This is a genomic window from Actinophytocola sp. (assembly GCF_035762905.1).
Taxonomy (GTDB): Bacteria; Actinomycetota; Actinomycetes; order Mycobacteriales; family Pseudonocardiaceae; genus DASYTH01.
In genome coordinates this window covers 1-18,506 of the sequence record NZ_DASUCC010000113.1, presented here as the reverse complement: position 1 = coordinate 18,506, position 18,506 = coordinate 1, and the positions used below count along the sequence as shown (strand labels likewise).

Below are 18,506 nucleotides of genomic sequence, written 5' to 3'. Positions count from 1 at the left end.
CGCGGACACGAACAACGTGGTGTCCAGCCCGATCACCCGCCAGGTCGGCAGCATGTCGTAGACATGGACTTCCACCTTGGCGCCCTGCGTGGCCAACTCGGCCAGCCGTTCCAGGGAGAGCCGGATTCCGGTACTGAAGCTCCTCGCACCGCGAGGACGTTCACCTCGGCTGCGTCCTTGGCGCAGCGTTCGATCTCCGCACGGGCCGCCGACTGGGACGGATAGACGGCGAGAATCTCGGCACGCCCGGTGGCCCGAGATGATCGAGCCCGGCCGGGTGCACCGGCGCCAACCCGAGCAGCATCCGCGCGTCGTCGGGCATGTCGAGCCCTGCGGCGATCCGCTCGAACGACTCCAGCGCCGTCACCGTGCGCATGCCACGCACGATCTCCGACACCCGGCCCTGCAACATCCCGACGGCGACGGCGATCCGGCCCTGACTGGCACCGGTGTACTGCTGAACGCCCCGCAGTAACGCCCCCACATCGCGTTGGCGGAGCGCCGAGCGCATGTCGGGTCGCTGCCAGGCCCACTGCGGCAATTCCACGGCGGCACCGGTCGCCTCGATCACCCGCGAAGCGTACATCTCACGGTGAGATACCCCGGTTGGGATGGGGCTTGGTGACCGGCGTGCCGATGCTCGGCAGGTGAGAGCACCCCGTTGGCGACCGGCGCAGCCCGAGTTGGGCCGGTGAACGAACGCGCAGGGCCGACCGAAGGCCCACCCGAGAACCTGTCCGAACTGGATCTGCTCATGGAGCAGCTCGGCCGGGCCGGCTATCTGTTCCATGCCTTCCAGGTGGATCGGCAGGGCCCGGACCTGCTCGCCGCGACGCGCCAGTATGTCGAGTGCGCCGACGTGGTAACCCTGTTCGACCAGACCCGCGCGGTCGCCTGGCGGTGTCCCACCGGACCGGCAGTGGATGTGTTCGCCCCGGCCCAGGTCTACTGGTCGTACGCATCCAGTCCGGTATGGACACTACGAGCGCTGCTGACGCTCGCCCCGCCCGGTCATCCGGAGGCGCCGCGCGATCTTGCCGCCACGCCATCCGGTCTAGGCCTGCCCGTGCACGGTCGATTGCCGGTGCAGGTGCGCCGCCGCCGCTGGTGACCACGGTGTTTCCTGCTCGGGCTGCGCCCGGCGGGGCACCGGCAGTGGGGGTCGGGTAACGACTGGACACCGCGTGTTCCAGTGCCGCCGCGAGCGGGTTAGGGTCCTGCGCACCATGACGCCGCTGCCCGAAACCCCAGCTCCCGCCGCGTCCGACCGGTTGCCGTTGGGCATCCGGTCCGGGTACGCCGTGGGTTCGCTCGTGACCGGAGCCTTCGGCACGGTCCCGGGCCTGTTGCTGCTGCCGTACCTGACCGACAGCCTGGCCGTGCCGGCCTCGGCGGCGGGGCTGCTGGTCCTGCTGCCGAAGATCTGGGACGTGGCGTTCAACCCGATCGCCGGCCGGTGGAGCGACCGCACGCACACCAGGATCGGGGCGCGCCGGCCCTTTCTGATCACCGGCGGGTCGGCCCTTGCGGTCTTCTTCGCGCTGCTGTTCGTCGGACCGGACACCGGGTCGGTGGCCGGTGACGCGGCCTACGTCACCGCGATGTTCCTGCTCTGTGCGACGGCGTTCGCCCTGTTCCAGGTGCCGTACAACGCGATGCCGGCCGAGATCACCCAGGGCGAGCACGAGCGCACCCGGCTGACCACGATGCGCATCGCGGTGCTCGCGGTGGCGATCCTGGTCAGCGGGGCCGGGGCGCCGGCGCTCCGGGACGCGGTCGGCGGCAGCGAGGGCTACCGGGTGATGGGCATCGCGGTCGGCGCGCTGATCCTGTTCGGCACCGTCGGGGTGTTCTTCGGGACGCGGAAGGCGCCGGTGGCGCGGGTGCTGCCCTCGGTGTCCAGCTGGCGGGAGGTCTTCGCGGCGGTCCGGGCCTGCCGGCCGTTCCGGATCCTGACCGCGGCGTACGTGATCCAGGCCGCGGGCATCGCCACCCTGCTTGCCGGGGTCGACTACCTCGCCCGGGTGGTATTGGGCGACACCAACCTGCAGCCGCTGCTGTTCGCCGGGTTCGTGGGACCCTGCCTGCTGGTGATGCCGCTGTGGCAGTGGGTAGCGGCGCGGTACGGCAAGCGGGTGGGTTTCGTGCAGGCTTCGCTGGTGTTCATCGTCGCCATGGTCGGCGTGTTCGCGGCCAAGTGGGTGCCGGTGCCGGTGGTGTTGGCGTCGGCGGCATTGGCCGGCGTGGGATACGCGGGGATGCAGGTGTTTCCGCTGGCCATGCTGCCGGACGTGATCAGCGCGGAGGAGCGGCGCACCGGCCAGGTCCGGGCCGGGCTGTTCGCCGGGGTGTGGACGGCCGTCGAGACCCTCGGGCTGGCGCTCGGCCCCGGGCTGTACGGCCTGGTGCTGGCGCTCGGCGGTTACGTGTCGTCGTCGGAGGGCGAGCAGGTGACCCAGCCGGAGAGCGCGGAGTTCGCCGTGGTGGCCGGTGCCGGCCTGCTCCCGGCACTGTTCACGCTCGCCGCGCTGCCGCTGCTGCGCCGTCGCAGGTGGGAGGCCCGATGACCGGCATCCCGGCCGAGCAGGTGCTCGCCGAGCTGCGTGCGTTGCGCGCCGCCGACCTGCCCACGCACGGCGGCCGTACGCTGGCCTACGTCTACGACAGCGGTCGGGCCGCGATCGACGAGCTGGGCGCCGCCGCACACGCGCTCGCCAGCTCCACCAACGGCCTTGACCCGACCGCGTTCCCCAGCCTGCTGCGGATGGAGAACGACGTGGTCGGCGCCGCGGCGACGCTGCTCGGCGGCGGGCCGAGGACGGCCGGCAGCGTGACCTCCGGCGGCACCGAGAGCTGCCTGCTCGCGGTGTACGCGGCGCGCTCGGCCCGGCCGGAGGTCACCGCACCGCGGATGGTGCTGCCGGCCACCGCGCACGCCGCGTTCCACAAGGCCGCCCGCTACTTCGGGGTCGAGGCCGTTGTGGTGCCGGTGGATCCGGTGTCGTTCCGGGCCGACCCGGAGGCGATGACCGCGGCCATCGACGAGCGCACGGTCCTGGTCGTGGTCAGCGCGCCGTCCTACGCGCACGGCGTGGTCGACCCGGTGGCGCCGATCGCGGCGGCGGCCGCCGAGCGCGGGGTCCGCTGCCACGTCGATGCCTGCATCGGCGGCTGGCTGCTGCCCTACTTCCGGCGGCTCGGCGCCGAGGTGCCGGACTTCGACCTGTCCGTGCCCGGGGTCACCAGCATCTCCGTCGACCTGCACAAGTACGCCTACTGTCCCAAGGGGACGTCGGTCCTGCTGCACGCCGACCCGGAGCTGCGCCGCGCGCAGTTCTTCGCCAGCGCGGCGTGGCCGGGCTACACGATGCTGAACTCGACCGTGCAGTCCACCCGCTCGGGCGGGCCGCTGGCCGCGGCCTGGGCGGTGCTGCGGCACGTCGGCGACGACGGTTACGAGGAGCTGGCCGCCCGCACGCTGGCCGCGGTGCGCGCGCTGCGCAAGGGGATCGAGGCGATCGACGGGCTGCGGGTGCTCGGCGATCCGGAGTCGTCGCTGCTGGCGGTCACCTCGGCGGTGGACGTGTTCACCATCGCCGACGAGATGACCGCCCGGCGCTGGTACCTGCAGCCGCAGTTCGCCCACGGTTCGTCGCCGGCCAACCTGCACCTCACCGTGACCGCGGCCAACCACGGTTCGGAGCCGGAGCTGCTTGCCGACCTCGCCGACGCCGTGCGATCCGCTCGTAGCGCCGACCCGGTGGACGTGCCGCCCGAACTGGCCGCGGCGATCGCCGCGCTGGATCCCGCGACGCTGACCGCCGAGCAGTTCGCCGGGCTGCTGGCCGCCGCCGGGCTCACCGGCACCGGCCTGCCGGAGCGGATGGCCGGGGTGAACGCGTTGCTGGCCGCGGCGCCGCCGTCGCTGCGGGAACGCCTGCTGATCGAGTTCCTGGGTGTGCTTTACACACGTTCGGGTTGAGCCGAACGGATAAACATGAGACCCATTCGGGTTATGGTCCGACAAGGTCGCCGCTCACTAAGGTGATTTTCGACATGTTCAACGCGGCACCGTTGCCGCGGACGATCGGGGATGCTCATGTCGTCTGTCCGCACGCGACTCTCATCCGGCGGTCTCGGGTTTCTGATGTTGGGCGCGCTCGCGGTGGCCGGGCCGCCGGCCGCCGCCGCCGACGACACCAGACAGACCGCCGTCGTCTCCCTCGGCGACAGCGCGATCTCCGGTGAGGGCGCCGGAAACTACGATGCGGGAACCCGGGGCGAGAACGGGAACTGGTGTCACCGCTCGGCCAACGCCCTGATCCACCGCACCGCGCTCGCCCAGCGCACCATCAACCTGGCCTGCTCGGGCGCGGACTCGGCGAACGTGTCGCTGGCCGACACCGTGCACTACACCGAGGGATCGCAGGCCCGCCGGCTGATCGACGTGGCCCGCACCTACCGGGTGACCGCGGTGGTCGTCCAGGTCGGTGCCAACGACGAGCCGGAGTTCGCCGACACGATCCTGGACTGCATCGAGGCGTGGCTGAACCCGTTCGGATCCAGCTGCGCGTCCCGGCTGCGCACCGAGTGGCCGCAGCGGGTGGCAGCGATGGCACCGCGGGTGCGGGCCGCGCTGGCCGACGTGCGGTCCGCGATGAGCCAGGCGGGTTACGCCAACGGCGACTACTCCCTGGTGCTCGCCTCCTACGCCTCGCCGGTCACCGAGCGGATGGACGAGATCCTGCACGGCCCGCAGGGCTGCCCGTTCCGGTTGTCCGACGCGCGGTTCGGCCGGACCCAGGCGGTGCCGCAGCTGTCCGAGGCGCTGCGCGGCGCGGCCCAGCAAGCCGGCGTGCGGTTCCTGGACTTCTCAAGGGCGACCGAGGGCCGCGAGGCGTGCAGCGGCGGCGGCAGCTCGGCGAGCGAGTGGCAGAACCGGATCACGGTCGACCCGTTCGCGTGGGTGTACGGCGGGCTGGACGCGATCGGCATCCACATGGCACAGCAGTCGTTCCACCCGAACGCGCGTGGCCACAACCAGCTCGGCCGGTGCGTGACCGAGTTCGTCCAGTCCGGCGCGAGCTCGGCGACCTGCCTGGTCGGCTCGGACGGAAACCTGCACGCGGTCTGACCCGTGGCAGCACGGATGCCCACACTGGGGCCGCCGGTGTGGGCATCCGTTTTTCTTCTGGGGGATGGTCAGATGTCGAGCAGCCGGTTGAAGAACGTGCGGTAGCGGCGCAGAGCGACGCGCAGTTCCTCGGTCTGCACCTCCGCGCCCTGCTGCCACTGCCCCTCGAGCTCGCCCTTGTGCGCGCTGAACGTGCTGGCCAGGGTCTGCATGACCTCGGCGACCAGATGGTCGGCGCTCTGCACCGCCTCGCGCGGATCGTCGACGAAGTTGATCTGGACCTGCTGCCACTCGGTCCGGAACCGCTCCACCTGGTCGGCCTGGAACATCTGGGGCAGCTCGTCACCGCCGGCCGAGGGCATGGCGGCCGCCGGCGGCTCCTCGGTCATGGTCTCCGGAGCGTCCATGGTGTCCGGAGTGTCCACGGTGTCCGTCGGCTCCGCCTCGACCACCTCGGTCTCCGGCTCGGTACGGGCGTCCGCGTCGACCGGCTCCGGCTCGTCGGCCGGATCCCGCACCGGTTCGGTCTCCAGCGTGTCGCGATCGACGGTGCCGGTCGAACCCCGGTACGGGTCGTCCTCGTCCGCCGGCCGGTGCGGGAACTCGTCCGCGTCGACCGGTCGCTGGGTGAACTCGTCGTCGGAGGACCGGAAGTCGTCGTTCGTTGGCCGGAACTCCTCCTCGCCGTCGGGCCGGCCATGCTCACCGGCACCGGCCAGGTCCTCGGTACGGAGTCGCTCGTTGGTTCGCTCTTCGTCTCGGATCATTTGGTCACGCCTCCCCGGTCCTGGTTGTCCACCGGAGCCTCGAGTAGATCCTCGAACAGCGACCGGTAGTGGACCATCGCCTCGCGCAGGTCCTCAGTGGACGCCTGCTGTTCGGTGTGCTGCTGCATCACGTCGTGCGCGCTGCGGTAGTGCCCCAGCGTCGCGGCGTGCTGCACGGACAGGGCAGTCAGCTGCTGCTCGTAGCCCTCGGTGGGGTAGCCGCGCTCGGCCATCACGACCGTCACCAGCCGGTCGGCCTCGGCGACCGCGCCGCCCGGGTCGTCCACGAACTCCGCCTGGATCCGGGTCCAGTCCTCGCCATAGCGTTCCCGGGCCGCCTCGTCCAACGGCCGGATGTCGAGGTCCGCGTGCCGCCGCTCGCGCTCGGCCAGGTCACGCTCGACCTCCCGCCGGTCGGCGCCGTCCTCGAGTGCTCTGTCGTACTCGGGACCGAACCGCTCCCGGAGTTGTCGGCGCCGAACCTGCTGGCGTATGAACCATGCGCCCAGAGCCAGCACGACGACGGCGACCACGATGACCACGATGGTTGCGCCGGTTGACATCGGAAGTCCTTCCGTCAAGGAGAATGCTCAGTTCGCGGGATTGCCGGCCATGCGGGGGTGAAACGGGCGGCGGCCGAAGTTACTGCATCTGGAGCAACGGGCGGTTGGAAGGTCCAGAGTGGACCGGAGGGTTGACACTGGCCAACCTGGGTAGTACCCCCGCATGGCCAGCGAGCGGACGAGCAGCGTCCCCTCGGGCCGCCGGCTTCGGTTGGGGCGGCTCGGGGTGCGCCGGCCGCACCGTCGCAGCCAGCCGGAACAGCCCGGCAGCTCGCCGGTTGCCCGCACCACCGCACCGGTCCAGCACGCCGCCGCCACCGTCGGTGTGGCCTTCGGTTTGTTGGGGCTGCTGGGTTTTCTCCCCGGTTTCACCAGCAACATCGGCGCGCTCGCCGTCGCCGGGCCCGGTTCGGGGGCCATGCTGCTCGGGGTTTTCTCGGTTTCGGTGCTGCACAACCTGGTGCACGTGCTGTTCGCCGTCGCCGGCCTGGCGTTGTCCCGCACGCCACGTTCTGCCCGTGGATACCTGTTTGCCGGCGGCGCGATCTATTTGTTGCTGGCGCTCTACGGCGCGCTCGTCGACCAGAACGGCGCGGCCAACTTCGTTCCGGTCAACACCGCGGACGACTGGCTGCACCTGGGCATCGGCGCGCTCATGATCGGACTCGGGCTGTTGCCCGGCGGCTCACGGACGCCGCCGCCACAGCGCGTCGAGCGGGAGGGCGCGTAGCGGATGACGGTCCGCGCCCGGTCGTCCGGCCGGTTGGCCTGGTGCACGGCGGGGTAGCCCCGGGACATGGCCACCACCACCGCGACCGTGCCCGACGCGGCCGACCTCGACGAGCTGCGGGCGGCGGCCGCCACCTGCACCGGGTGCGCCCTGTACCGGGACGCCACGCAGACGGTGTTCGGCGAGGGGCCGCCGACCGCCCGCGCCGTGCTGGTCGGGGAGCAGCCGGGCGATCGGGAGGACCGGGCCGGCCGGCCGTTCGTCGGCCCGGCCGGCGGCGTGCTGGACCGCGCGCTGGACGAGCTGGGTGTCGACCGCTCCTCGGTGTACCTGACCAACGCGGTCAAGCACTTCAAGTTCGTCCGGGCGGAGCGGGGCAAGCGCCGCATCCACAAGACACCCGGCCGCACCGAGGTGGTGGCCTGCCGTCCGTGGCTGCTCGCCGAGCTGCGCGAGGTGTCCCCGGAGTTCGTGGTGCTGCTGGGATCCGTTGCCGCCAAAGCACTTCTCGGCCCGTCGTTCCGGCTGACCGGAAACCGCGGCCGGCTGCTCGACCCGCCGGACGACGAATCCCTGTCAGCGGGCCGGATTCTGGTCACCACGCACCCCTCCGCGGTGCTGCGGGCGCCGGACCGCACGGCCGCGTACGCGGAGTTCGTCGCCGACCTCGAGGTGCTGGCCAAGGCGCTGGCGTAACGCGGTCGCCGGCTTGCGCGGGGCCCGGGTGCGCGCGGAGTCTGACCGGCTACTCGGGACGCTCGTGCGGGGTGCGGATCTCCTCGGCCATGGATCCGCCGGCCTCGTCCGCGGACTGGCCGCGCTGCACCGCCGTCGAGATGTGCGAGTACTCGTCGGGAAGCGGCTCGATGGTGATCCCGTCGATCGAGTCGTCCAACTCGTCGTCCGGGATGTCGTCCGGATCGACGGCCGCTCCCGGCCCGTCCGGCGGGGTGTCGGGCTCCTCCTCGCGCAACCGGTGTTCGAGATCCTGGCCCTGGCGTTGCTCGGCGGCCGTGGTGCCGAACCGGTCGGCTTCCGACCAGTGCTCCGGCGGGTCCATGCCAGCCTCCAGCGGGTCGAGGCTCAGCCGGTCCTCGTCCAGATCCTCGGCGGAACTGTGGTCGCGTTCTCCCGGATCGGTCATGACGCTCGGGTACCCCGGCCCGGGGAGATCAACCGATTGGGTCACCCGATCGAGGGGTATACGCAGGCCATGAGCGCTGCGGAGGAGTCCGAATCGCAACAGCTGGCCCGCAACCTGAACGAGTTGCTGCAGGAGATCAGGGTGGCCCAGGCCGGCGTGCAGATCCTGTTCGGTTTCCTGCTGTCGATCACGTTCATGGACCGGTACGCGACGGCCAGCGGCCTCGTGAAGACCATCCACCTGGTCACCGTGCTGTTCGCGACCGCGGCCGTCCTGCTGCTCACCGGACCGGCGGCGTGGCACCGGATCCTGTTCCGGCAGGGCCGGCGGGAGCGGATCATCGGCGTCGCGGACAAGTTGGCCATCGCCGGCCTGGTCTGCCTGGCCGTCGCCATGTCCCTGACCGTGCTGCTGATCTTCGAGATGGTGGTGGGTGGGGTGCTGCCGATGGTGCTTGCCGCCGTCACGCTGGTCAGCTTCGTCGGCGTGTGGTTCGCCCGGCCGCTGCACGAGCGATCCCGCGGTCCGGCCCCGGATCGGGCGGAACGTGAGTGATGATGGGGTGTGCGCGCCTGGACCGGGCTCAGTAGCCGCCGCCGGCTGCTCTACGGGGTGGTGGCGGCGCTGGTCGTGGCGCTCGCCGTGGTGCTCGGCGTCCGGGCACTCGCCGGCCCGGACCGGTCCGGCACCCCGGCCCAGGACCGACCCGGTCCGGTGCTGCTCGTTCCCGGCTACGGGGGAAACCGCGACTCGCTGGGTGCGCTCGCCGGCCGCGTCCGGGCCACCGGCCGGGAAGCCCTGGTACTGACCCTGCCCGGCAACGGCACCGGCGATCTGCTGGCCCAGGTCGCGGTGTTGGACCGCGAGGTCGACGCCGCGCTGGCCGCCGGTGCCCCCTCGGTCGACGTGATCGGTTACTCGGCCGGCGGCGTGGTGGCCCGGCTGTGGGTGGCCCGCAACGCCGGCGAACACCGCGCCCGCCGGGTGGTCACCCTCGGCGCCCCGCTGCACGGCACCCGGCTCGCCGCGACCGGCGGGGTCGTCGTCCCGGACGCCTGCCCTACCGCCTGCCAGCAGCTCGCTCCCGGCAGCGCCCTGCTCAACTCGGTGGCCGGCGCTCCGGTCCCGCTGCCCTGGTTGTCCATCTGGACCGAGAACGACCAGACCGTCACCCCGCCCGACTCCGCCCGGCTCGACGGCGCCACCAACGTGGCGCTCCAGCAGCTCTGCCCGGAGGTCCGAACGGGACACTCGGAGCTGCCCACCGACCGGCTGGTCACCGCGCTGGTCCTGCGCGCCGTCGGCACCGCTCCGTTGACCGCGCGGGTTCCGGACACCGGCTGCTGAGCGCCGGGGTGCCGAGGCCCACGCGGTCCACGCCTCGAGCTCCGCGCCGTCGCCGGGCTCGGTTCGGGAGCCGGCGGCAAGTGACAGCGCGGTGCCCACGGCGAGCAGCATGAGACCGAGCAGGACCAGGGTGAGGTGCGGCACGCGCGGAAACGTAGTGCGCTCGGCGCGGTTGTCCGCACACGGCCGCGCCTGATTCACCGGAAATGGTGACAGCATCACCTTTTCGGTGGATTCCTGGATGTCAGGTCACGTCCCTGGTGGCGAAGTTCGCCCACGCGGCCCCGAAGAACACGACCACGTATCCCGCCTGCAACAGCAGCCCCTGGTTGATGCTGTGCCAGAACACCGGATCCCGGAAGAAGTCGATCCACGCCAGCCAGTAGTTCGTCGGCAGGTAGTCCTTCACCGGTTCCGCCGCATCCAGCGCCTGCAGCACCGAACTGGTGATCAGCACCGCCAGCGCCCCCAACGTCGCCCCCAACCCCGAGTCGGTGAGGGTCGACAGGAACAGCGCGATCACCCCGAACCCCAACATCGACGCCACGATGTACCCGATCGACCCGAGCAGCCGCAGCGCCAACTCCGCCGGGCTCAAGGTCACTCCGGACAAGGACGTCACCGTCCCCGCCTGCCCCACCGCCTCGGCCCCCGTCCCGAACAGCAACACCCCCACCCCGAGCGACGTCACCACCACAAGCACGATCGCAAGCACGATGAACGTCCCCAACGCGATCAGCTTGGCCAGCAACACATAAGTCCGCCCCACCGGCCGAACCAACAAGTACCGCAGCGTCCCGGAAGCCGACTCCCCGGCCACCGCGTCGCCCGCCAGAACGGCCACCGCCAACGGCAGAAAGACGGGCAACACCAACGCCAACGCCGCCGCCGGATACAACGACCCGTTACGCCGCACCGCGGACAGGAACGCCCCACCCTGCCCCGGCGGCGGCGGAAAATCCGCGGTCGCCACGAACACCGCCACCAACGCCGGCAGCAGACACAACAACAGCACCGACAACCACATCCGCGGCCGCAACATCAACTTCCGCAGCTCGACCGCGATCACGGTGTGCGCCCGCGGCGAGCATCGGGGTCGCGGTCGACCCGGTCGGAGCCGGAGCTGGTGACGTCGAGGACGATCTGTTCGAGCGTGTGGCGTTCCGTGGAGATCTCGGCGACGCGGACGCCCTCGGCGACGAGGAGGGCGTTGAGGGCCGCGGGGTCGGGGTGGCGGACGAACAGGCGGTTGCCGTCGCGCTGGTCGAGTTGGCCGTCGAGGAGGGCGACCGCGGCGGCCGGGTCGGGGGTATCGACCAGGATGCGACCGGTGGGGGTGCGGAGCTCCGACAGGGACTGCTCGAGGACGAGGCGGCCGCGGTCGACGACGCCGACCCGGGTGCACAGCTGTTCGACCTCGGCGAGCAGATGGCTGGACAGGAACACCGTGGTGCCCTCGCGGTTGAGCTCGATGAGGAGCTCGCGGACCTCGCGGATGCCTTGGGGGTCAAGGGCGTTGGTGGGTTCGTCGAGGACGAGCAGGCGGGGGCGACGCAGGAGCGCGGCGGCGAGGCCGAGGCGCTGGCGCATACCGAGCGAGTAGGCGCGCACCGGGCGGCGGTCGACGCCGGACAGACCGACGCGGTCGAGTGCCTCCTCGATGCGGTGCCGGCGAGTGCGGCGCGGGGCGCCGGGGCCGGCGGCGTCGAACAGGGCGAGGTTGGTGCGGCCGTTCAGGTGGGGATAGGCGGCCGGGCCCTCGACGAGGGAGCCGACGGAGGGGAGCACCTCGGCGAGGCGTCGGGGGACCGGGCGGCCGAGCAGCTCGATCTCACCGCTGGTGGCGTAGACGAGACCGAGGAGCATCCGGACCAGGGTGGTCTTGCCGGAGCCGTTCGGGCCGAGGAAGCCGTACCGGTCGCCCGCATGCACGTGCAGGGACACCTGGTCGACCGCGAGCACGCGACCGAACCGCTTGGTCAGTTCCCGGGTGACGATCATGGACGGTTCCTCCGCGCCGTGGACAGTTCCGCGGCCGCGCGTTCCAGCACCGCGGGGGTGACCAGACCGGCGATCAGGAACGAGCGGCGGGACACCGTCGAGCGGGCGACGATCGCGGTGACCGGCGGGACGCTGAGCAGCACCCCGGTGCCGCCGGGCAGGGCCAGCTCGGAGCCGGCGGCCCGGCGCGCGGCGTCGGTGGCGCGCCCGCCGGCACCCCGCGGCAGCGGCAGCACGACGAACGCGGCCAGGTCGGACCCGTACAGGGCCGCGCCGGGTATCCCGGCCAGCTCCGGGGTGCGCAGCTCCCGGCCGGCCAGCCGGCCGGGGAAGAACGTCGGCTCGGAGTTGAACGCCGCCGCGATGTCGGGTACGGACAGCACGGTGAACCCGCTGCCCGCAGGCGCTCGCGGCCGGATCAGCTCGGGTGCCGGACGGGTCAGGGACAGCTCGAGGAACTCGGTGACCATGACCGGCTGGCCGGCGCCGCGCGCGGTCACCTCGACCCGGACCGGCAACCCGGTGTCCGGGTCGGCCCAGATGTCCACCTGTCCGATCGTGGTGTCCGGGTCGGCCGGCCGGATCCGCAGCCCGGCCGCGGCGATCCCGGCCACCCGCCGGGACGGCAGCGCCGAGCCGGGGTCACCGGGCGCGGCGGTGAGCACCCGCCGGGCGAGGTCGGGCGGCAGCAGGTCGCCGGCCCGCGGCAGCCGCACGGGCGCCTCGCCGAGGATCTGGGTGAACTGGTTGGTGCCGTACTCCCAGGCGTACTCCCCGTCCGGAGCGCGGTAGACGTCGCGCTCGTTGCCCAGCGTGGACAGCACCGCGAAGCGCCAGCGGTCGGGGGAGTCGTACCAGGACCGGATCCGGGTCGTGCCGCCGAGCAGCGAGCCGACCTGCTCCAGGTTCGGCAGATCAGGGATGCCGAGCCGGCCGGTGCTCTCGGCGTAGCCCTGATGCGGCTGGCCGGCCGACGCCATGATCAGCTGGCGCAGCCGGGCCGGTTCGACCGGCGCGGCCGGCGACGGGAACGCGGCCACCACGGCCGGCAGCGCGATCAGCACGGCGGCCACGGCCGCCACCAGCGACCACCGCCGCACCCGGTCGTGTCGCACGACTGATGCCACGCCTCATTTGTACGCCGGGGAATGTGAAGCGTTCATTCACCACGCACGACGAGCACCGGGCACGGCGCGTGCTGCAGCAGCGCCTTGGTGGTCGAACCCAGCAGCAGCTCGGCCAGCCGCGCGTGCCGGTGCGCCCCGGCGACCAGGACCGCGGCCTCGTTCTCCTTGGCCAGCCGGACCAGCGTGTCGGCAACGCCGACCTCGTCGGCCACGGCCAGGCCCTGGGCCGTCATCCCGTTGTCGTTGGCCAGCTGCGCGCCCCACCGGGCGAGCTGCTGCGCCTCGTTGTAGAGCGCCTTGTCGATCTCGGCCGCGGTCCGGATGTCGATGTCGGAGAGCGGCAGCTCGAATCCGCGGGTCGGGATCATCGCGAGATCGAACGCCCGGCCCGCCTCCCAGACCGTGACCACCAGCGCGTTGCGACCCGGGAACAGTTGGGCCGCCTCACGAATTGCCCGCTCCGCGGCGGGGGTGCCATCGAAGCCGATCACTACCAGGTTCGTCGTCATGGTTCTTCTCACGCTACGCGAGCCGGCCCGGAACGCAACTTTTCTTGCTCAGCCACCGATCCGGCGCGCGGCGTCGGCGATGGCGGTCCTGGCCTGCTCGGCCAGGGTGGCGACCAGCTCGCCGGCGGGCAACTCGCGGGCGAACGGGTAGCCCTGCCCGGCCCACAGGCTCATCACCTCCGGGTCGCCGGACTTGGCCGCCGCGGCGCGCAGGTTCCTGGTCAGTTGGTGCACGTGCGGGTAGGCGGCGGGGGCGGCCGCGGAATGGTCCAGGAGGAACCGGTTGACCAGGCCACGAGCCGGGCGGCCGGTGAACGCGCGGGTCACCGCGGTGCCGGGGAACGGCGGGTCGGTGATCGCCGCCTTGTAGGTCGGGTTCGCGCCGCTCTCCGGGCAGGGGATGAACACCGTGCCGAGCTGCGCGGCACGGGCGCCGGCGGCCAGCACGGCCGCCACGTCGGCGCCGTGCGCAAGGCCGCCGGTGGCGATCAGCGGCAGCTCGACCGCGGCGGACACCCGGCGCAGCAACGGGATCAGACCGATGTCGGGCGCGGCGCCGGTGTTGCGGAAGGTCCCTCGGTGCGCGCCGGCCTCCGGGCCCTGGACGCACAGCACGTCAGCGCCGGCGCCGGCGGCCAGCCGGGCCTCGTCGGCCGAGGTCACCGTGACGACCACCTCGGATCCGTTCGTCCTGAGCTGGGACACCGTTGCCCGGCTCGGGCAGCCGAAGGCGAAGCTCACCACCGCGACCCGGCAGTCCCGCACCACCGCGAGCTTCTCGGTCCAGCCGTCGTCGCCGCCGAGCGGTTCGCCGAGCCGCACGCCGTAGAGCGCGGCCTCGGCCTCCAGCCGGTCCCGGTACCGGGCCAGCGCCTCGACATCGGTGACCGGGTCGTCGGGAACGAAGATGTTCACCCCGAACGGCCGGCGGGTCAGCCGGCGCATCGCCTGGATCTGCTCGCGCAGCGCGCCGGGGCTGAGGTATCCGGCGGCCAGGAAGCCGAGTCCGCCGGCTTCACACACCGCCGCCGCCAGCGCCGGGGTGGACACCCCGCCGGCCATCGGAGCCTGCACGATCGGAACACGCAGCGTGTCCAGCACGGTCACCACACCTATGGTGCCCGGCCGGCATTTCAGAGCGCAACGTCACGTTCCGCTCGGAATTCGGAGCGGAACGTAACGTTGCGTTGCTGCAGCTACGGCATGGTCCACCGCTGGTTCGCGGCGCCGCTGCAGGTGAGGATCACCAGTTGGGTGCCGTCGGCGGTGCCGCCGGCCTGGGGGGTGAGGCACTTGTTGGACTGCGGGTTGCGCAGCGTGCCGTCGGTGCCGGCGGTCCAGTTCTGGGCGCCGGTTCCGTTGCAGGTCCACAGCTGCACCCGGGTGTTGTCCGCGGTGCCGCCGCCGGAGATGTCCATGCACTTGCCAAGCGCGGAAATGGTACTGCCGGACATGGTCCACCGCTGCGCGCCGGATCCGTTGCAGGTCCACAGCTGGATCTTGGTGCCGTCCGCGGTCGCGGCGCCGGAGATGTCCACGCACTTGCCGTTCACGCCGGTGATCTGCCCGGTGCGCGGCCCGGGACCGGGTCCGCCGCCCAGCTCCCGAATCCTGATGTTGCGGAACGAGGCGTCGTCGCCGGTGCCGTGGTTCTGGATGCCGATATGGCCGGACACCAGCGACCGCACCGGGTCGGTGTTGGTGAAGTCGTTGATCCGTACGCCGTTGAGGAACACCTGCAGCCGCTCGCCCTCGACCAGCAGCTCGAAGGTGTTCCACTCGCCCGGCGGGTTGAGCGCCGCGTCCCGGGCCGGAAGGTCCGCCGAGCGGAACCCGTAGACCGCGCCGGTGGTGCGGTCCGGGCTGTCGGTGGCGTCGATCTGTACCTCGTATCCGTTGTTCACCGCCGAGTTCGGGTCACCGCTCGGCGGGAAACCGATGAACACGCCGGAGTTGTCGTCGCCGAGCAGCCGCCAGTCCAGCTTCAGCGAGTAGGACCGGAACTCCCTTGCGCTGTACCAGAACAGGCCCATGCCGTCGAACGAGCTGAGCGTGCCGTTGCTGTTGCTGAACCCACCGGGCCCGGCCTGCGACCAGCCGGTGGTGGATCCGTTGTACAGCGCGGTGTATCCGGTCTCCGGCCGGCAGTCGGCCTTGGTCCGGTTCGCCGCGTACCGGAGCCCGCCGAGCAGCAGCCCGCGGAATGACGCCTCGGCGTAGCTGGCCTGGGTGTGGCCGTTGCCGGTGTAGAACGAGCGGCCGCCGCCGATCGTCTTGCACCAGGTGTGCGGGTGGTCGGCGCCCATCCCGCCACCGGAATAGGTCGATTCGTCCAAAGTGGCCAGTACGCGCGCCGAGGAGCGGACGTTGGTGCGGTAGTTGTACCACTCGTCGGTGCGCACCCAGGTCGGGTTGAGCCCGGCCGTCGCGGCGTGCGCCCGGTTCTCCACCCGCACCGTGGCCTGCTGGATGGCCGGGTGCGAGGCGAAGTACGCGCCGACCAACTCGCCGTAGAACGGCCAGTCGTACTCGGTGTCGGCCGCCGAGTGCACGCCGACGTACCCGCCGCCGCCGCGGATGTAGGTCTCGAACGCGGTCTGCTGGGCCGCGTTCAGCACGTCCCCGGTGGTGTTGAGGAACACCACCGCCTCGAACTGGGCGAGGTTGCCGGTGGTGAAGGCGTTCGGGTCCTCGGTCGCGGTCACCGTGAAGCTGTTGGCGGCGCCCAGATCCCGGATGGTCTGGGTGCCGACCGCGATCGAGTCGTGCCGGAACCCGGCGGTGCGGGAGAACACCAGCACGTCGTACGGCGTGTCCGCGGCGGTGGCCGCCGGCGGGCTGACGGTGCACGCGAGCACCATCAGGGCCGCGGGGAGGAGACGGAGCAGTCGCATCGGTTCTTCCTCTCAGGGCAGGGTCCAGCGCTGGTTCGTCGCGCCGGAGCAGGTGAGGATGACCAGTTGGGTGCCGTCGGCGGTGCCGCCGGCCTGTGGGGTGAGGCACTTGTTGGACTGCGGGTTGACCAGCGTGCCGCCGGTGCCTGCGGTCCAGTTCTGGGCGCCGGTTCCGTTGCAGGTCCACAGCTGCACCCGGGTGTTGTCCGCGGTGCCGCCGCCGGAGATGTCGATGCACTTGCCGAGGGCGCGCAATGTAGCGCCGGACATGCTGGGGGTCACAGTCCAGGTCTGCGCGCCGGTTCCGTTGCAGGTCCACAGCTGGATCTTGGTGCCGTCCGCGGTCGCGGCACCGGAGATGTCCACGCACTTGCCGCCGATCCCGGTGATCGGACCGGTACCGCCACCGCCGGTTCCGGAGTCCAGCGTGAACGAGTCCACGTCATAGAGTGCCCCGGTGCCGGAACCGGCGAACATGAGGAACAGCGTGGTGGTTCCGGCCGGCACCCCGGTGAGCGCGGTGGACACGTTGACGAACGTCTCCCAGCCGCCGGTCACCGGCACCGGCACCGAGCCGTGCACCGGGCCGGTGGTCGAGCCGCTGCGCACGGTCAGGGTGCCGCCGGTACCGGCCGAGGAGACCCGGGCGGTGAACCGGTTCGCCGAGCCGATCGCGTAGGGCTGGAACGAGATCCAGTCCCCGTTGTTGATGTTGCCGATGGTTGCCGCGCCCTCCGCCGCCGCGTGGCTGACCACGGTGACGCCGTTCTGCGCGGTGAAGTGCTCGGCCTGCCGGTGCCGGGGCTGCAACCGGTGCTGGGTGTGCGTGGTCAGCGCCGGCTGCCCGTTGGCGCCGAGGTCGGTGTACTCGGCGTCGAACACCCCGAAGAGGTTGGCCGCCGCGTCGTGCTCGCCGTCCACCGGGATGGCGATCGTGCCGGAGCAGCCGGTGGTCGAGGTGATCGGGTGGCCGTGGCTGTCGTGGCCGAGCGCGTAGGTCAGCCGGACCCGGGCACAGTTGATCGTGCCGTCCTCCGGATCGGTCACGGTGATCTGGAACGGAACGCTGTCGCCGAAGCCGAACAACGCACCGTCCGGCGGTGTGCTCAGCGTGACCGTCGGCGCCGTGTTTCCGACCGTGACCACCAGGGTGGCGTTGCCGGTGCGGCCGGTCAGGTCGGTCACCGTGAGCGTGACCGTGCGCTGCCCGTTGGTGGTGTAGGTCTTCGCCGGGTTGGCCGCCGTGGACGTCGTGCCGTCGCCGAAGTTCCACAGATAGGTCAGCGCCCCGCCCTCCGGGTCGGACGAGCCGGCGGAGGAGAAGTTGATGCTCAGCGGGGCCGGTCCGGAGGTCCGGTTGGCGCTGACCCTGGCCACCGGTGGCTGCCCGCCGGTGGGGTTGTACTCGATCCGGTAGAGGGCGGAGTTGGCGTCGCCGCCGAAGTTCCCGGTGCCGTAGTCGAGCACGTAGAACGCGCCGTCCGGGCCGAACGCGGTGTCGATGATCTGGGTTCCGCGCCACGGGAACGGGTTGATCTGCCCGGCCGTGCCGTCGGCGTTGACGTCGACCAGCCGCAGCCAGCGCCGGCCGAACTCGGCCGCCAGGTAGTGCCCGTCCAGTGCCTGCGGGAACTTGACGGCGGAGTTGAGGTTCGGGTCGTAGCGGTAGACCTGGCCGCCCATAGGGGACTCCGACCCGTTGCCGAACCCCGGCACCGATCCACCGTCGTAGGGGATCCACGCCGCGCGCGCGGCCGGCAGCGTGCCGAGCCCGGTGTTGCGGAAGGAGTTGTTGGTCGCCCCACCGGCACAGTTGTACCGGGCGCCGGACGGCCCGGACGGGAAGGTGAACTCGAAGTAGGTCTCCGCGGTGGTGTTGTTGCCGGTGCAGTAGGGCCAGCCGTAGTTGCCGGGGGAGGTGATCCGGTTGAACTCAACCTGGCCGCCGGGCCCGCGGGTGGCGCTGGCCGCGCCCGCGTCCGGACCGTAGTCGCCGAGGTAGACGATGCCGGTCGCCTTGTCCACGCTCATCCGGAACGGGTTGCGGAAGCCCATCGCGTAGATCTCGGGCTTGGTGTTCGCCGTGCCCTGCGCGAACATGTTCCCCGACGGGATGCTGTAGGTGCCGTTCGCGTTGACCTTGATTCGCAGGATCTTGCCGCGCAGGTCGTTGGTGTTGGCGGCCGTGCGCTGCGCGTCGTAGGCGGGATTGCGGTTCGTGCGCTCGTCCAGCGGCGAGTAGCCGGCCGAGTCGAATGGATTGGAGTCGTCGCCGGTCGAGAGGTATAGG

19 protein-coding genes are annotated in these 18,506 nt (G+C 71.6%); 8 read left to right on the top strand and 11 right to left on the bottom strand.

Features of this window, described 5'->3' with window-relative positions; all coding sequences use genetic code 11:
• Positions 1-160: 160 nt before the first annotated feature.
• Entirely contained in the window at positions 161-571 is a 411-nt protein-coding gene (locus VFV67_RS24660; protein WP_326473008.1) for a hypothetical protein, read from the bottom strand.
• Between the two features lie 120 nt (positions 572-691).
• Between VFV67_RS24660 and VFV67_RS24655 the strand changes: the two genes are divergently transcribed.
• The 4 genes from VFV67_RS24655 (at position 692) to VFV67_RS24640 (ending at position 5,134) form a co-directional block, all read left to right on the top strand.
• Complete coding sequence (locus tag VFV67_RS24655) at positions 692-1,111, top strand: hypothetical protein (RefSeq protein ID WP_326473007.1); 420 nt, start codon at positions 692-694, stop codon at positions 1,109-1,111.
• Between the two features lie 115 nt (positions 1,112-1,226).
• The gene (locus VFV67_RS24650; RefSeq protein ID WP_326473006.1) at positions 1,227-2,567 is read left to right on the top strand and encodes an MFS transporter; all 1,341 of its coding nucleotides are present in this window, start codon (positions 1,227-1,229) and stop codon (positions 2,565-2,567) included.
• A complete protein-coding gene (locus VFV67_RS24645; protein WP_326473005.1) occupies positions 2,564-3,982 on the top strand; it encodes an aspartate aminotransferase family protein in 1,419 nt (472 codons plus the stop codon). Before VFV67_RS24650 ends, VFV67_RS24645 begins: the two co-directional genes overlap by 4 nt.
• A gap of 165 nt (positions 3,983-4,147) precedes the next feature.
• Positions 4,148-5,134, top strand: coding sequence for a GDSL-type esterase/lipase family protein (locus tag VFV67_RS24640; protein WP_326473004.1), 987 nt, complete (start codon positions 4,148-4,150; stop codon positions 5,132-5,134).
• Positions 5,135-5,202: 68 nt separating this feature from the next.
• Here the strand turns inward: VFV67_RS24640 and VFV67_RS24635 are convergent, their stop codons facing one another.
• Together VFV67_RS24635 and VFV67_RS24630 are read right to left on the bottom strand one after the other, a co-directional pair.
• Positions 5,203-5,901 carry a hypothetical protein gene (locus VFV67_RS24635; RefSeq protein WP_326473003.1) on the bottom strand — a complete coding sequence of 233 codons (699 nt, stop codon included), beginning with the start codon at positions 5,899-5,901 and terminating at the stop codon, positions 5,203-5,205.
• The gene (locus VFV67_RS24630) at positions 5,898-6,464 is read right to left on the bottom strand and encodes a hypothetical protein (RefSeq protein ID WP_326473002.1); all 567 of its coding nucleotides are present in this window, start codon (positions 6,462-6,464) and stop codon (positions 5,898-5,900) included. The genes VFV67_RS24635 and VFV67_RS24630 overlap by 4 nt, the downstream gene beginning before the upstream one ends.
• Positions 6,465-6,690: 226 nt before the next feature.
• On the opposite strand from VFV67_RS24630, the gene VFV67_RS24625 reads away from it, so the two are divergent.
• Positions 6,691-7,194 (top strand): DUF4383 domain-containing protein, encoded by a 504-nt coding sequence (locus VFV67_RS24625; RefSeq protein ID WP_326473001.1) that lies wholly within the window; start codon positions 6,691-6,693, stop codon positions 7,192-7,194.
• Positions 7,195-7,260: 66 nt separating this feature from the next.
• Entirely contained in the window at positions 7,261-7,890 is a 630-nt protein-coding gene (locus VFV67_RS24620) for a UdgX family uracil-DNA binding protein (protein WP_326473000.1), read from the top strand.
• A 49-nt stretch (positions 7,891-7,939) separates the two neighbouring features.
• Here VFV67_RS24620 and VFV67_RS24615 read toward each other — a convergent pair whose 3' ends face one another.
• Positions 7,940-8,338, bottom strand: coding sequence for a hypothetical protein (locus VFV67_RS24615; RefSeq protein ID WP_326472999.1), 399 nt, complete (start codon positions 8,336-8,338; stop codon positions 7,940-7,942).
• Positions 8,339-8,407: 69 nt separating this feature from the next.
• On the opposite strand from VFV67_RS24615, the gene VFV67_RS24610 reads away from it, so the two are divergent.
• Positions 8,408-8,893: a DUF6328 family protein gene (locus tag VFV67_RS24610; protein WP_326472998.1), complete on the top strand. Its 486-nt coding sequence runs from the start codon at positions 8,408-8,410 to the stop codon at positions 8,891-8,893.
• 9 nt (positions 8,894-8,902) lie between these two features.
• Positions 8,903-9,685 carry a lipase gene (locus VFV67_RS24605; RefSeq protein WP_326472997.1) on the top strand — a complete coding sequence of 261 codons (783 nt, stop codon included), beginning with the start codon at positions 8,903-8,905 and terminating at the stop codon, positions 9,683-9,685.
• Positions 9,686-9,929: 244 nt separating this feature from the next.
• Here the strand turns inward: VFV67_RS24605 and VFV67_RS24600 are convergent, their stop codons facing one another.
• From VFV67_RS24600 to VFV67_RS24570, 7 genes are all read right to left on the bottom strand, one after another.
• On the bottom strand, positions 9,930-10,754 hold the full coding sequence (locus VFV67_RS24600) for an ABC transporter permease (protein ID WP_326472996.1): 825 nt from the start codon (positions 10,752-10,754) through the stop codon (positions 9,930-9,932).
• The gene (locus VFV67_RS24595) at positions 10,751-11,686 is read right to left on the bottom strand and encodes an ABC transporter ATP-binding protein (RefSeq protein WP_326472995.1); all 936 of its coding nucleotides are present in this window, start codon (positions 11,684-11,686) and stop codon (positions 10,751-10,753) included. The genes VFV67_RS24600 and VFV67_RS24595 overlap by 4 nt, the downstream gene beginning before the upstream one ends.
• Positions 11,683-12,813, bottom strand: coding sequence for a hypothetical protein (locus VFV67_RS24590; RefSeq protein ID WP_326472994.1), 1,131 nt, complete (start codon positions 12,811-12,813; stop codon positions 11,683-11,685). The genes VFV67_RS24595 and VFV67_RS24590 overlap by 4 nt, the downstream gene beginning before the upstream one ends.
• Before the next feature lie 32 nt (positions 12,814-12,845).
• Positions 12,846-13,322 (bottom strand): universal stress protein, encoded by a 477-nt coding sequence (locus tag VFV67_RS24585; RefSeq protein ID WP_326472993.1) that lies wholly within the window; start codon positions 13,320-13,322, stop codon positions 12,846-12,848.
• A 48-nt stretch (positions 13,323-13,370) separates the two neighbouring features.
• Entirely contained in the window at positions 13,371-14,429 is a 1,059-nt protein-coding gene (locus VFV67_RS24580) for a nitronate monooxygenase (RefSeq protein WP_326472992.1), read from the bottom strand.
• 89 nt (positions 14,430-14,518) lie between these two features.
• On the bottom strand, positions 14,519-16,216 hold the full coding sequence (locus VFV67_RS24575; protein WP_414636341.1) for a ThuA domain-containing protein: 1,698 nt from the start codon (positions 16,214-16,216) through the stop codon (positions 14,519-14,521).
• A 12-nt stretch (positions 16,217-16,228) separates the two neighbouring features.
• Positions 16,229-18,506: carbohydrate-binding protein (locus VFV67_RS24570; protein WP_326472991.1), on the bottom strand; the 2,278-nt coding region annotated here is incomplete at its 5' end.

Excerpts from the sequence above, each read along its gene's own strand:
- VFV67_RS24650 (WP_326473006.1), top strand. The coding sequence starts at position 1,227 with ATGACGCCGCTGCCCGAAACCCCAGCTCCCGCCGCGTCCGACCGGTTG.
- VFV67_RS24645 (WP_326473005.1), top strand. The coding sequence starts at position 2,564 with ATGACCGGCATCCCGGCCGAGCAGGTGCTCGCCGAGCTGCGTGCGTTG.
- VFV67_RS24640 (WP_326473004.1), top strand. The coding sequence starts at position 4,148 with ATGTTGGGCGCGCTCGCGGTGGCCGGGCCGCCGGCCGCCGCCGCCGAC.
- VFV67_RS24635 (WP_326473003.1), bottom strand. The coding sequence starts at position 5,901 with ATGATCCGAGACGAAGAGCGAACCAACGAGCGACTCCGTACCGAGGAC.
- VFV67_RS24630 (WP_326473002.1), bottom strand. The coding sequence starts at position 6,464 with ATGTCAACCGGCGCAACCATCGTGGTCATCGTGGTCGCCGTCGTCGTG.
- VFV67_RS24620 (WP_326473000.1), top strand. The coding sequence starts at position 7,261 with ATGGCCACCACCACCGCGACCGTGCCCGACGCGGCCGACCTCGACGAG.
- VFV67_RS24615 (WP_326472999.1), bottom strand. The coding sequence starts at position 8,338 with ATGACCGATCCGGGAGAACGCGACCACAGTTCCGCCGAGGATCTGGAC.
- VFV67_RS24610 (WP_326472998.1), top strand. The coding sequence starts at position 8,408 with ATGAGCGCTGCGGAGGAGTCCGAATCGCAACAGCTGGCCCGCAACCTG.
- VFV67_RS24595 (WP_326472995.1), bottom strand. The coding sequence starts at position 11,686 with ATGATCGTCACCCGGGAACTGACCAAGCGGTTCGGTCGCGTGCTCGCG.
- VFV67_RS24585 (WP_326472993.1), bottom strand. The coding sequence starts at position 13,322 with ATGACGACGAACCTGGTAGTGATCGGCTTCGATGGCACCCCCGCCGCG.
- VFV67_RS24575 (WP_414636341.1), bottom strand. The coding sequence starts at position 16,216 with ATGCGACTGCTCCGTCTCCTCCCCGCGGCCCTGATGGTGCTCGCGTGC.